General features: G+C 68.4%; 12 protein-coding genes and 1 other RNA gene. 9 read left to right on the top strand and 4 right to left on the bottom strand.

Annotated elements, in window-relative coordinates:
* Positions 1-19 precede the first annotated feature (19 nt).
* Positions 20-388 (bottom strand): YraN family protein, encoded by a 369-nt coding sequence (locus ACUVWL_RS14305; protein ID WP_041864068.1) that lies wholly within the window; start codon positions 386-388, stop codon positions 20-22.
* Entirely contained in the window at positions 378-2,099 is a 1,722-nt protein-coding gene (locus tag ACUVWL_RS14300; protein WP_032956659.1) for a penicillin-binding protein activator, read from the bottom strand. Before ACUVWL_RS14300 ends, ACUVWL_RS14305 begins: the two co-directional genes overlap by 11 nt.
* Positions 2,100-2,180: 81 nt before the next feature.
* On the opposite strand from ACUVWL_RS14300, the gene rsmI reads away from it, so the two are divergent.
* Together rsmI and rnpB are read left to right on the top strand one after the other, a co-directional pair.
* Positions 2,181-2,999, top strand: a complete 819-nt coding sequence (gene rsmI / locus ACUVWL_RS14295; protein WP_014645933.1) for a 16S rRNA (cytidine(1402)-2'-O)-methyltransferase — start codon at positions 2,181-2,183, stop codon at positions 2,997-2,999.
* Between the two features lie 126 nt (positions 3,000-3,125).
* An RNA gene (rnpB, locus tag ACUVWL_RS14290) (RNase P RNA component class A) lies at positions 3,126-3,477 on the top strand.
* Positions 3,478-3,565: 88 nt separating this feature from the next.
* Here the strand turns inward: rnpB and ACUVWL_RS14285 are convergent.
* Together ACUVWL_RS14285 and ACUVWL_RS14280 are read right to left on the bottom strand one after the other, a co-directional pair.
* Entirely contained in the window at positions 3,566-4,045 is a 480-nt protein-coding gene (locus ACUVWL_RS14285) for a DM13 domain-containing protein (RefSeq protein WP_049405822.1), read from the bottom strand.
* A gap of 359 nt (positions 4,046-4,404) precedes the next feature.
* Positions 4,405-5,193, bottom strand: coding sequence for an NRDE family protein (locus tag ACUVWL_RS14280; protein ID WP_111205762.1), 789 nt, complete (start codon positions 5,191-5,193; stop codon positions 4,405-4,407).
* Between the two features lie 369 nt (positions 5,194-5,562).
* On the opposite strand from ACUVWL_RS14280, the gene ACUVWL_RS14275 reads away from it, so the two are divergent.
* Genes ACUVWL_RS14275 through mraY form a run of 7 tightly spaced genes read left to right on the top strand, consistent with a single transcriptional unit; the run spans position 5,563 to position 13,019 of the window.
* Complete coding sequence (locus ACUVWL_RS14275) at positions 5,563-5,964, top strand: division/cell wall cluster transcriptional repressor MraZ (RefSeq protein ID WP_008266948.1); 402 nt, start codon at positions 5,563-5,565, stop codon at positions 5,962-5,964.
* Between the two features lie 14 nt (positions 5,965-5,978).
* Positions 5,979-6,947 (top strand): 16S rRNA (cytosine(1402)-N(4))-methyltransferase RsmH, encoded by a 969-nt coding sequence (gene rsmH, locus ACUVWL_RS14270; protein ID WP_049440201.1) that lies wholly within the window; start codon positions 5,979-5,981, stop codon positions 6,945-6,947.
* Positions 6,944-7,207 carry a cell division protein FtsL gene (gene ftsL, locus ACUVWL_RS14265; RefSeq protein ID WP_005415286.1) on the top strand — a complete coding sequence of 88 codons (264 nt, stop codon included), beginning with the start codon at positions 6,944-6,946 and terminating at the stop codon, positions 7,205-7,207. The genes rsmH and ftsL overlap by 4 nt, the downstream gene beginning before the upstream one ends.
* Complete coding sequence (locus ACUVWL_RS14260) at positions 7,204-9,048, top strand: peptidoglycan D,D-transpeptidase FtsI family protein (RefSeq protein ID WP_014645937.1); 1,845 nt, start codon at positions 7,204-7,206, stop codon at positions 9,046-9,048. The genes ftsL and ACUVWL_RS14260 overlap by 4 nt, the downstream gene beginning before the upstream one ends.
* Entirely contained in the window at positions 9,045-10,553 is a 1,509-nt protein-coding gene (locus ACUVWL_RS14255; RefSeq protein ID WP_111205763.1) for a UDP-N-acetylmuramoyl-L-alanyl-D-glutamate--2,6-diaminopimelate ligase, read from the top strand. The genes ACUVWL_RS14260 and ACUVWL_RS14255 overlap by 4 nt, the downstream gene beginning before the upstream one ends.
* Positions 10,550-11,944: a UDP-N-acetylmuramoyl-tripeptide--D-alanyl-D-alanine ligase gene (locus tag ACUVWL_RS14250; RefSeq protein ID WP_126411734.1), complete on the top strand. Its 1,395-nt coding sequence runs from the start codon at positions 10,550-10,552 to the stop codon at positions 11,942-11,944. The genes ACUVWL_RS14255 and ACUVWL_RS14250 overlap by 4 nt, the downstream gene beginning before the upstream one ends.
* Entirely contained in the window at positions 11,934-13,019 is a 1,086-nt protein-coding gene (gene mraY, locus ACUVWL_RS14245; protein WP_004154219.1) for a phospho-N-acetylmuramoyl-pentapeptide-transferase, read from the top strand. Before ACUVWL_RS14250 ends, mraY begins: the two co-directional genes overlap by 11 nt.
* Position 13,020 lies beyond the last annotated feature (1 nt).

Below are 13,020 nucleotides of genomic sequence, written 5' to 3'. Positions count from 1 at the left end.
CCAAGGCGGACAGTACACATCAGCAATCATCCAGCCGGAATGCGTCACGCAGCCAATGCAGCTGCGGCGGTTCGCCACTGGCTTCCACCACGTCGAAGCGGCAGGGCGCATTGGCCAGCGCGGGGTGGTCCTGCAGGTACAGCTGCGCGGCATGCGCCAGGCGCCGGCATTTGCGCGCATCGACTGAAGCGGCACCGCCACCGTACTCTGATCGCGCGCGATAGCGCACCTCCACGAACACCACGATGCCGGCATCGTCCATCACCAGGTCCAGTTCACCGCCGCGATAACGCACGTTGCGCGCGCGCGGCTGCAGTCCGGCCTGTTGCAGATGCTGCTCGGCGGCGGCTTCCACCGCCGAGCCACGTTGGCTGCGCTCAGCGACCACCGACGATCGGCATCGGCCGGCCGCCATTGAAGGTCGACCATGCCGGCTGGCGCAGGATGTTCCCGTTGCTGTCCAGGAACAGGGTGCCGGTGGCACCGTCCAGGCCGCCTTCGTTGGACAGCTTGTCCAGATAGGCGGTGATCTTCCAGGCGTCGGCGCCGAAGGCGAACAGGCGGCCGGCCGCACCGCGTGCGCTCGGCAGAGTGCTGGCCACCTGGCTGGCCGAGGGCAGGCCGGACACGCTGCGCACGTTCCAGGCTTCATTCGGGTAGACGATGCCGTCCAGGGCCACGTCTTCTTCCACCTTGCCGCTGCCGACGGTCAGCTGCGAGGTGCCGACGCGGGTGGCGCCACCGGCACCGGCCAGCGCCAGCTGCGGCGCCAGCAGGCGGGCCTGCGGTGCACGCACGGCGAGGAACACCGCATCGACCTGGCCGGCATTGCGCACCTGCGCGCCGACATCGCCAACGGCATCGCTGACGTTGAAGGTGGCCACCACCTGCCCACCGCGCTGTGCGAAGCGCTGCGCGAAGGCGGCGGCGGAACGGCGGCCGGTGTCGTCATTGCTGCTGATCACCAGTGCGCGGTTGCGTTCGCGGCCACGCAGGTATTCGGCGGCGACGATGCCGTCGTCTTCCGGTGCCAGCGAGAAACCGGCGCTGCCGGCCGGCGGTGCGTCCTTGCCACGGTTCAGGGCCAGCACCGGCACCTGCAGCTGCTGGCGGCCGTACACGGCGTCCACTTCGTCGCGGCCCAGCGGTCCGACCACGAAGTCGGCACCGGAGGCGACCGCCTTGTCATAGGCGGCGAGGGCACCGGCCGGGGTGCCGGCGGTGTCGAAGAAGTTGATGTCCGGACGGCGGCGGCTTTCACCGTAGTAGGCGCTCAACAGGCCATCGCGCACCGGCTGCGCGGCGGTGGCCAGGCGGCCGCTGAGCGGCAGCAGCACGGCCAGCTTGGCCGGCGGGCGGTAACCGTCGCTCATCGCCGGCGGGCGCTTGCTGGTGTCGAACTGGGCCGCGCCATCGCGGTCGAACGGGCGCGGCAGCGGCAGGCCGCGCGCGATCAGCGCACGGCCGGCGAAGTTGTACAGCGGGTCGTTGGCCGGCAGCGCGGCGGCACGGCTGCGCAGGGTGGCGTCGTCGAGGGTGCCGAGCAGGCCGGCGATGGCGGCCTGGTTCTCGCTGCGCGCGCTGCCGGTCAGGCCGGCATGGGCACGGGCGCGCTCGTTGGCGGCACCGAAGGCATCGCCGGTGCCCTGCAGGGCCTGGGCGCGGGCCAGCAGCCAGCGGGTGCGCAGGCCGACCGCAACGCTGTCGGCATGATCCTTCAGCAGGGCCAGCGCCTGCGCCGGCTGCTTGTCGGCCAGCGCCAGCTCGGCACCGGTCAGCTGGTAGCGCTGCAGGCTGGCGCCGGACAGCTGGCGGGCGGTGAGCTGGCCCAGCAGGCTGCGCGCGCGGGCACTGTCACCGGCCAGATGCCAGGCCCAGGCCGCATCGGCCAGTGCGTTGCTGCGGGCACCGCCACGCAGCGTGGCGGCCAGGCCTTCCAGCTGCAGTGCGGCGTCGCGCGGCTTGCCCTGTTCGATCAGCGCCAGCGCCTGGCCCTGGGCCGGCGAATCGGGGGTGCTGGTCAGGCTGGTGGTGGCACAACCGGCCAGCAGCATCAGCGACAACGACAGGGCGGAGAACCGTGCGGCGGGCTTGTTCATGATCGGGTCCATGCGATGAGGGCAGCGGCCTTGGCCGGGTACACGCTACGATTCTACCCTTGCCCCGTGAGTACCGCTGAAATGAGTGTCCCAACCCTGTACGTCGTCGCCACCCCGATCGGCAACCTGGCCGATCTGAGCCCGCGCGCGCAGGAGGTGCTGCGTTCGGTGGCGGCCATCTGTGCCGAGGACACCCGCCGCAGTGGCCAGCTGCTGTCCCATTTTGGCATCCAGCAACCACTGGTGGCCCTGCACGAACACAATGAAGAGGCCCTGGCGCAGCGCCTGGTCTCGCGCCTGCAGGCCGGCGAGTCGCTGGCGCTGGTCAGCGATGCCGGTACCCCGCTGGTCAGTGACCCCGGGTTCCGCCTGGTGCGTGCCGCGCGCGCGGCGGGCATCAAGGTCAGCCCGGTGCCCGGTGCCTGTGCCGCCATCGCCGCGCTGAGCGTGGCCGGCCTGCCCAGCGACCGTTTCAGTTTCGAGGGCTTCCTGCCGGCCAAGGCCAGCGGCCGCCGCGACCGCCTGCAGGCGCTGGCCGGCGAAGTGCGCACGATGGTGTTCTACGAATCGTCGCACCGCATCGCCGAATCGCTGGCCGACATGGCGGCGATCTTCGGTGGCGAACGCCCGGCGGTGCTGGCCCGCGAGCTGACCAAGCTGTTCGAGACCGTGCTCGATGGTGACCTGGCGGGCCTGCTGGCCAAGGTCGAGGCCGACGACAACCAGCGCAAGGGCGAGTTCGTGGTGATGGTGCAGGGCGCGGGTGATGACGAGCAAGCGCAGCTGGCACATGGCCGCCGCGTCTACGCGAAGCTGAGCGAGCACCTGCCACCGTCCACCGCCGCCAAACTGGCCGCGGAACTGACCGGCGCGCCGCGCAAGGCGTTGTACGGTAGTTGATGGATTGCTGCAGCCACGCATGGCGTGGCGCTACTGCAGTAGATCCACGCCATGCGTGGATGGATGAACCGGACGCCGCGATCAGCACGGCAGGAAGGACCTGCGTACGCTAGAATATGCGCTGGCGGAGCCGGCCAGACAGTCGCGTCATCCCTTCGGGGGTGCCGAGGAAAGTCCGGGCTCCACAGGGCAAGGTGCCAGGTAACGCCTGGGCGGCGCAAGCCGACGGAAAGTGCAACAGAAAGATACCGCCTACGTCTTCTTCGGAAGGCCGGTAAGGGTGAAATGGTGCGGTAAGAGCGCACCGCGAGTCTGGCAACAGACCGGCACGGCAAACCCCACCTGGAGCAAGACCAAATAGGGATCCTTTGGCGCGGCCCGCGTTGGATCCGGGTAGGTTGCTTGAGCGTTGCGGTGACGTAACGCCTAGAGGAATGACTGTCCACGACAGAACCCGGCTTATCGGCCGGCTCCGCCTCCTTCTTCTTCCACGCATGGCGTGGAGCTACCGTGATTGCGGGGTCGGATCCCTTTCCGGAGGAAAGGGATCCGACCCCATGCTGTCCTCAGCCCGGCGTGCGGTACTGCCCGGCGGAAATGAACTGCGAGAAGCGCTCGCACCACACCACCACCGTGGTGTAGTCGTCCACGTCCACGTTCGCGGGCACATCCACCAGGAAGCGGTTGAAGGTCTTCACCTCGCCGATGCGCTGGGCCTGCGCCTTGATCTTCAGGAAGTCGGCCTTGTTGTCGACGAAGTCGCGGACCAGGTAGACCTTGTAGTCCGGGCCCGGTCCCATCTTGCCGTCGAAGGCAACCTGGGTGGCGCTGACGCTGACCTTGCCTTCGGCCCAGTGCACCGCGTCGCTGCCTTTGAGGTCGCGACGGAAGGTGGTGCGATAGGTGGCGTCGTTCATCGCGGCCTGCACCTGCGTGACCGGCGGGTCATCGGGGGCGATCAGGATCGGCAGCAGATAGATGCCCAGGCCGAAGCCCAGGCCGAGAGCAAGCAGGTGGGTGGCGAACAGGATGAGAATGCGACGCATGGGGCCTCCTTGGGGTTGCGGTCGATGGCGCGGCGAGGTGCCGGGCGCGATCACCCTGGGAGGTCAGGGGCGACATTTATAGACACAGTGCCGATTGCGAAAAGGGCACAGTCGGATGGCTGTGATGCTGAAACCCCTGTGGCACGGACGGATCGTGGTCGCGGCTGGAAGCTGAATGACGTTTCAGGCCCGCTGCGATGACGACTGCCGTCGCGTGGATCGCGACAGCACGCTGCGGGTAGTGCCGGCCGCTGGCCGGCGACTTCATGCTGCATCCGAAGATCCAGAGGTTGCCGGCCAGCGGCCGGCACTACCCCCCCCCCGCCAAGAGCATCCGGCCAAGGGCCGTCATGACCGGGTCAGAAAATGACGTGGCTCTGGCCGCTGGGAGCGCCCTGCGGGCCGAAGCGGCGTTCGTGGATCTCGCCATGGCCGTCGGCGTCGATCAGCAGCACGGTGCTGGCGCGGGTGCCGTAGTCATCGCCACGGATGAAGGCCGGGCTCAGCCAGCGCTCGCGTTCCAGGCCGATGCCGGTGTCGGGCAGGTCGCTGTCGGCAGGGCGGTGTTCGTCGGCCAGGGCATTCCAGAGTGGGGTCAGGTCCGGGGTCAGATCCCTTTCGCTGTGCGAAAGGGATCTGACCCCGTCTTTCTGAAGCCAGGCTTCAAGGGCCGCCATCAGCCGCCGGGTCTTCGGCCAGGGCGCGTCCAGCGCGCCGTTGGACATGCCGTGCACGCCCGGGCCGAGGGTCTGCCGTTCGGCGGGATGGTTGCCGAGGTACTCCAGGCTGTCGCTATCGGCCAGCAACAGATTGAACGGGGCATAGGCGCCAGCCACGGTCGCCAATCGGTCGATATGCACGGCGGCCGGGTCGCGGCCGCGCAGGAAGTCGGCCACCAGCGCGCCCCGCGACGGGCCGGTCTGGGCCGCCAGCGGGTCGCGGACGTTGGTGACCACCGCCATCCGGCCCGAGGCGCCAACCCCGGCCCAGCCACCGCCGGAGCGCAGATCGCGCCCGCCGATGACGGACGTCTCATCCTGCCAGGGGGCCAGCGCCGCCGTCGGGCGGGCGTGGAACTCATCACGGTTGCCGGTCATCACCAGCCGCCAGCGCGGGTGGTGCATCCAGCCAAGAGCGAGCAGGCACATGGCCTCATTGTGCACGGTTTGCGCAGTCCGGCGCCGTTTCCGGCCCGTTCCGGATGAATGCGCGGCCGATGTTTCACGCCCTCTCCACGCCCCTGAACTTCCGTTCAATCTCAAAAATTGAGACGGATCAGCAACTTGTGGATAAGCCTTGAACAATTCTCTAAAGGTTGTTGCAAGCCATTGATGCGGCTGGCGATTTCCCCGCTGAAAAGTTGTTGACAACCCTCGGCCCGCTGCTAAGGTGGGCATCAGAGGGAAATCCGGGTGTTTTGTGGGTTTTCGTGGTTCAATGTTTCACCGGGCGAAGGACAAGGTGCAGGCGTCGTGTTCCAGGGCGAGACGGCCATCACAGTTGACGACAAAGGGCGCATGGCGGTTCCCACCGCTTACCGCGACCTCGTCGCGCGCGCCAGCAACAACCGTCTCGTGCTGACCTACAACCCGTTCGAAGCCGGCTGCCTGTGGCTGTATGCAGAGTCGGAATGGGAGCGGGTCCGCGACGATGTGATGTCCAAGCCCAACACCCAGCGCGTCGTGCGCCTGTTGCAGCAGAAGCTGGTCGGCTCGGCCGCCCATCTGGAACTGGACGGCAACGGTCGCATCAGCATCCCCGCCAGCCACCGCGGTGCGGTGGGCATTGAGAAGAAGGCGGTATTGCTCGGTATGGGCGACAAGTTCGAATTGTGGAGCGAGCAGGCGCATCGGGCCCTGATCCAGCAGACGTTGTCTGACGAGGATCTGGGTGATGGGTTGCTCGACCTGAAGTTGTGAGCCGGGGTGCCCGGATGCGCCCAGAAGCGCAGGCCGGTCACCTTCCGGTGTCGCAGTCGCCGGCGGTGCACCTGCCGGTCCTGTACACCCAGGTCCTTGAAGGCCTGAGGGTGATCGAAAACGGACGTTATCTGGATGGCACGTTCGGTCGTGGCGGTCATGCACGTGGCGTGCTCACCCAGCTCGGTCCCGGGGGGCGCCTGCTGGTCATGGACAAGGATCCGGAAGCCATCGCCGTTGCCGAGCGCGATTTCGCGCCGGACCCGCGCGTGTCCATCTTCCGGGGCAGCTTCGCCCAGCTGCTGCAGTGGGATGCGACGGCCGAAGGCCTGGACGGCGTGCTGTTCGACCTCGGCGTGTCGTCGCCGCAGCTGGACGTGGCCGAACGTGGCTTCAGCTTCGGCAAGGACGGCCCGCTGGACATGCGCATGGATCCGGACAGCGGTGAAAGCGCCGCGCAGTGGATCAACCGCGTCGAAGAGCGCGAGATCGCTGATGTGCTGTGGACCTACGGCGAAGAGCGCCAGAGCCGGCGCATCGCCCGCGCCATCGTGGCCCGCCGCGAGAAGCAGCCGTTCTCCCGCACCGCCGAACTGGCCGAGCTGATCGCCTCGGTGATGCCGCGTGGGAAGGACAAGATTCACCCGGCCACGCGCAGCTTCCAGGCCATCCGCATCCACATCAACCGCGAGCTGGCCGATCTGGAAGCCGGGCTCGATGCGGCGGTGGAACGGCTCAAGCCAGGTGGCCGCCTGGCGGTGATCAGCTTCCACTCGCTGGAAGACCGCATCGTCAAGCAGTACATGAACCGCCTGGCCAAGGCGCCGCCGGCCAACCGCCGGCTGCCCGAGGCGGTTGCGTTCGTGCCGACGCTGGACCTGATCGGCGGCGCCATCAAGGCCACCGACGAAGAGCTGGCCGCCAATCCGCGTGCCCGCAGCGCCGTGCTGCGCGTGGCACAGAAGCGGGGGGGCGATGCATGAGCCGGCTGCTGCTGATCATCCTGCTGGCCTGCACCGTCGCCTCGGCGATCGGCGTGGTGTTCGTGCGCCACCGCCACCGGCAGACCTTCATCGAGCTGTCGCGTGCCGAGCGCAAGCGCGATGACATCAACCTTGAGTTCGGCCGCCTGCAGCTGGAACAGGCCACCCTGGCCGAAGCCAACCGCGTGGACCGCATTGCCCGCGAGAAGCTGGGCATGAAGTTCCCCGAGGCCGCTGACATCGTGGTGGTGCGCCCATGAGCAAGACCGGCCGCAACCGCCCGCGCAACGCCTTCAACCTGCGCCAGCGCCTGCGCTGGGTCGCGCTGGCGCTTGGCCTGTGCTCGGTGTCGCTGGTGGGTCGCGCGGCCTACGTGCAGATCATCAACAGCGATTTCTACCAGCGCCAGGGCGAGGCCCGCTACCTGCGCGAGCTGCCGATCAAGACCTCGCGCGGCATGATCACCGACCGCAACGGCGAGCCGCTGGCGGTGTCCACCCCGGTCGCCTCGATCTGGGTCAACCCGCAGGACCTGCTGCGTTCGCCCGAGCGCATCCCGGAGCTGGCCCAGGCGGTCGGCATGTCGGTGGATGAGCTGAGCAGCCGCCTGTCGCAGAAGTCGGACAAGGAATTCATGTACCTGCGCCGCCGGATCAATCCGGACGAGGCAGAGAAGGTGGTCGCGCTGAAGATTCCGGGCGTGGCCGCGCAGCGCGAGTTCCGCCGCTTCTACCCACAGGGCGAAGCGATGGCGCACGTGCTGGGCTTCACCAACATCGACGACCGCGGCCAGGAAGGCCTGGAACTGGCGTTCGACGAATGGCTGCGCGGCAAGGCCGGTGCCAAGCGGGTGATCCGCAACCGCAAGGGCGAGACCGTCGAAAGCGATCTGCTGCGCGCCGCCGAGCCGGGCAAGGACCTGACCCTCAGCATCGACCGCCGCATCCAGTACCTGGCCTTCAAGGAACTGCGCAACGCGCTGGTGGCCAACAAGGCGGCCGGTGGTTCGATGGTGATCATGGACGTGACCACCGGCGAGATCCTGGCCATGGTCAACCTGCCGACCTACAACCCGAACTCGCTGACCGGCGCGATCCCCGATACGCGCCGCAACCGCGCGGTGACCGACCTGGTCGAGCCGGGTTCGACGATGAAGCCGCTGACCATCGCCACCGCGCTGCAGGCCGGTGCGGTGACCAAGGACACCATCATCGACACCAACCCGGGCTACATGACCCTGGGCCGCTTCACCATCCGCGACGTGCCGCGCAACAACGGTGTGCTCAACGTGACCGGCGTGATCACCCGCAGTTCGAACGTGGGTGCGGCCAAGGTTGCGGCGAAGATGCCGGACCAGACCTTCTACGACGGCGTGCGCCGCTTCGGCTATGGCTCGGCGCCGCACAGCGGTTTCCCGGGTGAATCGGCCGGCGTGGTGATGCGTCCGGCACGCTGGTCGGGTACCACCAAGACCACCATGTCCTATGGCTACGGCCTGTCGGTCACGCCGCTGCAGATTGCCACCGCGTACTCGGCGCTGGCCAACGGCGGGCGCCTGATCGCGCCGACCTTCGTCAAGGGCCAGCGCAATGAAGGCCAGCAGATCATCGACGAGAACGTCGCCCGGCAGGTGGTGGCGATGATGGAAACGGTAGTCACCCAGGGCGGCGCCAAGCAGGCGGCGGTGCTGGGTTACCGCGTGGCCGGCAAGACCGGCACCGCGCGCAAGGCCGGCCCGGGCGGTTATGAGCGCGGCCATTACAACGCGCTGTTCGCCGGCGTGGTGCCGGCCACCAACCCGCGTTTCGCTACCGTCATCGTCATCAACGACCCGCAGGCCGGCAAGTTCTACGGCGGCCTGGTGTCGGCGCCGGTCTACCACAACGTGATGGAAGGCACCCTGCGCCTGATGGACGTGCCGCTGGACGACCTGCAGTCGTGGCTGGCCGCACAGCAGTCGGGCAAGGTCGGCCATTCGGCGTCGATCCTGCCTGCGCCGCCGGCCGAGACCGCGCTGCCGGTCGATGCCGCCGCTGAATTCGACGCTGCGCTGCCAAGCGCGCAAGCCCAGACGCCGCCCGCTACGGGAGGCACGCAATGAGTCCTTCGATGTTGCTTTCGCAGTTGCTTCCGGACGTGGCCCTGGCGGGTCATGATCCCGTTCTGACCGGCCTGGTGCTGGACAGCCGTGCCGTGCGCCCCGGTAACGCCTTCGTCGCCATCGCCGGTTTCGGCGCGCATGGCCTGGGCTTTGTCGAGCAGGCGCGCGCTGCCGGTGCCAGTGCCATCCTGTTCGAACCGCCGGCACCGGCCGATCTGCCGGCCCCGGCTGATGCGATCGCCGTGCCGGGCCTGCGCGCGCGCATGGGCGCGATGGCCGACCAGTTCCATGGCGCGCCATCGCGGGCGATGGCGATGGTCGGCGTGACCGGCACCAACGGCAAGACCTCCACCGTGCAGCTGCTGGCCCAGGCCTGGCATCTGCTCGGAACGCCCAGTGGCAGTATCGGCACGCTGGGTGCCGGACTTTATGGTGCGGTCGAGCCGACCGGCTTCACCACGCCGCTGGTGCTGCAGATGCATGCGCTTCTGGCGCAGCTGCGCGACGCCGGTGCGCGCGCGGTGGCGATGGAAGTCAGCTCGCATGCGCTGGACCAGGGCCGCGTGGACGCCGTGCACTACGACGTGGCGGTGTTCACCAACCTCACCCGCGACCATCTGGACTACCACGGTGACATGGCCAGCTACGGCGCGGCCAAGGCGCGGCTGTTCCATCGCCCGGGCCTGAAGGCCGCGGTGATCAATCTGGACGATGCCTTCGGCCGGCAGCTGTTCGCGGGCCTGCCGGCCGGCGTGCAGGCGATCGGGCTGAGCTCGCGTGGTGCCACCGACGCCAGCGTGCGCGCCGAGGCGCTGCAGCTTGACGGTCGTGGCATCGCCTTCGAGCTGGTCATCGACGGCCAGCGCGCGGCGGTGCAGTCGCCGCTGCTGGGCCGCTTCAACGTGGACAACCTGCTGGCCGTGGCCGGTACCCTGCACGCGCAGGGCCAGCCGCTGCCGCGTATCGCCGAAGTGCTGTCGGCGCTGCAGCCGATCCGCGGCCGCATGAACCGCTTGGGCGGTGAAGACGGCCTGCCGACGGTGGTGGTCGACTACGCGCACACCCCGGATGCGCTGGAACAGGCGCTGGACAGCCTCCACGGGCACCTGCAGGGCACGCTGTTCTGCGTGTTCGGCTGCGGCGGCGAGCGCGACACCGGCAAGCGCCCGCAGATGGCGGCGATCGCCGAGCGCCTGGCCAACCAGGTCATCGTCACCGACGACAACCCGCGCGGCGAAGATGGCGATGTGATCGTGGCTGACATCCTGGCCGGCTTCCAGAACGCCGATGCCGTGACCGTGCAGCGCAGCCGCGCGCGTGCGATCGGCCTGGCGGTGAAGCGTGCCGGTGCCGGCGACATCATCCTGATCGCCGGCAAGGGCCACGAGCCGTACCAGGAAGTGAATGGCGTGCGCCATGACTTCGACGACACCGAAGTGGCCGCCGCTGCACTGGCGGCCAAGGCCGGTGTGCTCAGCGCGCAGGCCGGGGAGGGCGCCGCATGAAGCGCACCCTGCTTTCGCTGATCGCACACTGGGCCGGCGGCGAGATCCACGGCGACGACGTGGCCATCGATGCGGTCAGCAATGACACCCGCAATCTCGGTCCGGGCAGTCTGTATGTGGCGCTGCGCGGCGAGCGTTTCGACGGCCATGACTTCGCGGCCGACGCGCAGGCGCGCGGTGCCAGTGCGCTGCTGGTCGAGCGCCTGCTGCCGGTCGAACTGCCGCAGGTGCTGGTGGCCGACAGCGAACTGGCGCTGGCGAAGATCGCCACCGGCATGCAGCGTGACCGTGGCACCGAGGTGTTCGCGATCACCGGCAGCAATGGCAAGACCAGCGTGAAGAGCCTGCTGCTGTCGATCCTGCAGCAGGTGGCCCAGCACGCGCACAAGGTGGTCTACGCCAACCCGGGCAACCGCAACAACGAGATCGGCCTGCCGCTGGCGGTGATCGATGCGCCGGAAGATGCCGACTACGCCGTCTACGAGATGGGCGCCGGCAAGCCGGGCGACATCGCCTACCTGACCGAGATCGCCCGCCCGCGTTATGCGCTGGTCAACAACATCGCCCCGGCGCACCTGGAACGTATGGGCAGCCTGCTCGGCGTGGCGGTGACCAAGGGCGCGATCTACGCCGCGCTGCCGGCCGATGGCGTGGCGGTGATCAACGCCGACGATGCCTATGGCCGCTGGTTCGAACAGCATTTCATCAGCACCCCGGCGCGTTGCCGCGTGCTGCGCTATGGCCTGGAACACTCGGCGGACGTGACCGCGCGCGATATCCGCGCCGGTGCGCAGGGCAGCCAGTTCACTCTGGTCGCACCGGCCGGCGAAGCCCGCGTGGTGCTGGGCCTGCCGGGTCGCCACAACGTCAGCAATGCGCTGGCCGCCGCCAGCCTGGCGCTGGCCGCCGGTGTCGATCTGGCGCTGATTGCCGCCGGCCTGGCCGAAGCGCAGCCGGTGCCGGGTCGCCAGATCGCCCATCAGCTGCGCAATGGCGCGGTGCTGGTGGATGACAGCTACAACGCCAACCCCGGGTCGCTGGCCGCGGCCATCGATGCCCTGGCCGCGGCGCCGGAAGAGGGCTGGCTGGTGCTGGGCGACATGCGCGAGCTGGGCCCGGACGCGGAAGCGCTGCATGCGCAGGCCGGCATCCGCGCACGTGCTGCCGGCCTGAAGCGCCTGTATGCACTGGGCCCGCTCAGCGCCGCTGCCGCCTCCGCCTTCGGCGAAGGCGGCCGCCATTTCGCCACCCACGACGCGCTGTCGCAGGCGCTGAAGGACGAGCTGCACGCCGGCGTGCGCTGCCTGGTCAAGGGTTCCCGTGGCAGCGCCATGGACACGATTGTCAAAGCGCTGCTGGCGCAAGGAGAGGAATCCCCGCATGTTGTATGAACTGGCTCGATGGTTGCAGCAGTTGGAGAGCCTGTTCGGGCTGTTCAACTACCAGACGTTCCGCGCCATCCTTGCCGCGCTGACGGCCCTGTTCCTGTCGCTGTGGCTGGGCCCGGCGATGATCCGCAAGCTCGCCCAGTTCAAGGGCGGCCAGCCGATCCGCAAGGACGGTCCGCAGACCCATTTCTCCAAGGCCGGCACGCCGACCATGGGCGGTTCGCTGATCCTGCTCACCATCACCCTGTCGGTGCTGATGTGGGCCGACCTGCGCAACCGCTACGTGTGGCTGGTGCTGGCGGTGATGCTGTGCTTCGGCGCCATCGGCTGGTATGACGACTGGATCAAGATCGTCCGCCGTGACCCGAACGGCCTGAAGTCGCGCTGGAAGTACCTGCTGCAGTCGATCTTCGGCCTGGCTGCGGGCCTGTTCCTGTTCTACACGGCCGACGTGCCGGCAGCGCTGACCTTCTACATCCCGATGTTCAAGTCGGTCGCGCTGCCGCTGGCCGGCATCGGCTTCGTGGCCATCGCCTACTTCTGGATCGTCGGTTTCTCCAACGCGGTGAACCTGACCGACGGCCTGGACGGCCTGGCGATCATGCCCACCGTGCTGGTGGCCTGCGCGCTGGGCGTGTTCGCCTATGCCTCGGGCAACGTGGTGTTCGCCAACTACCTGCAGATCCCGCAGATCCCGGGCGCCGGCGAGCTGGTCATCATCTGTGCGGCCATCGCCGGCGCGGGCCTGGGCTTCCTCTGGTTCAACACCTACCCGGCCATGGTCTTCATGGGCGACATCGGCGCACTGGCACTGGGTGCGGTGCTGGGCACGATCGCGGTGATCACCCGCCAGGAGCTGGTGCTGGTGATCATGGGCGGCGTGTTCGTCATCGAAACGCTGTCGGTGATGATCCAGGTCGCCTCGTTCAAGCTGACCGGCAAGCGCGTGTTCCGCATGGCGCCGATCCACCACCATTTCGAACTGAAGGGCTGGCCGGAGCCGCGCGTGATCGTGCGTTTCTGGATCATCTCCGTTGTGCTCGTGCTGATCGGCCTGGCCACGTTGAAGGTGCGCTGAG

The sequence above is a fragment of the Stenotrophomonas muris genome (assembly GCF_052751275.1).
This window is presented reverse-complemented; position numbering and strand designations above follow the sequence as displayed.

What these genes read in the sequence shown, in the direction of transcription:
- ACUVWL_RS14300 (WP_032956659.1), bottom strand. Translation starts at nt 2,099, where the DNA reads ATGAACAAGCCCGCCGCACGGTTCTCCGCCCTGTCGTTGTCGCTGATG.
- rsmI (WP_014645933.1), top strand. Translation starts at nt 2,181, where the DNA reads ATGAGTGTCCCAACCCTGTACGTCGTCGCCACCCCGATCGGCAACCTG.
- ACUVWL_RS14285 (WP_049405822.1), bottom strand. Translation starts at nt 4,045, where the DNA reads ATGCGTCGCATTCTCATCCTGTTCGCCACCCACCTGCTTGCTCTCGGC.
- ACUVWL_RS14280 (WP_111205762.1), bottom strand. Translation starts at nt 5,193, where the DNA reads ATGTGCCTGCTCGCTCTTGGCTGGATGCACCACCCGCGCTGGCGGCTG.
- ACUVWL_RS14275 (WP_008266948.1), top strand. Translation starts at nt 5,563, where the DNA reads ATGGCGGTTCCCACCGCTTACCGCGACCTCGTCGCGCGCGCCAGCAAC.
- rsmH (WP_049440201.1), top strand. Translation starts at nt 5,979, where the DNA reads ATGCGCCCAGAAGCGCAGGCCGGTCACCTTCCGGTGTCGCAGTCGCCG.
- ftsL (WP_005415286.1), top strand. Translation starts at nt 6,944, where the DNA reads ATGAGCCGGCTGCTGCTGATCATCCTGCTGGCCTGCACCGTCGCCTCG.
- ACUVWL_RS14260 (WP_014645937.1), top strand. Translation starts at nt 7,204, where the DNA reads ATGAGCAAGACCGGCCGCAACCGCCCGCGCAACGCCTTCAACCTGCGC.
- ACUVWL_RS14255 (WP_111205763.1), top strand. Translation starts at nt 9,045, where the DNA reads ATGAGTCCTTCGATGTTGCTTTCGCAGTTGCTTCCGGACGTGGCCCTG.
- ACUVWL_RS14250 (WP_126411734.1), top strand. Translation starts at nt 10,550, where the DNA reads ATGAAGCGCACCCTGCTTTCGCTGATCGCACACTGGGCCGGCGGCGAG.
- mraY (WP_004154219.1), top strand. Translation starts at nt 11,934, where the DNA reads ATGTTGTATGAACTGGCTCGATGGTTGCAGCAGTTGGAGAGCCTGTTC.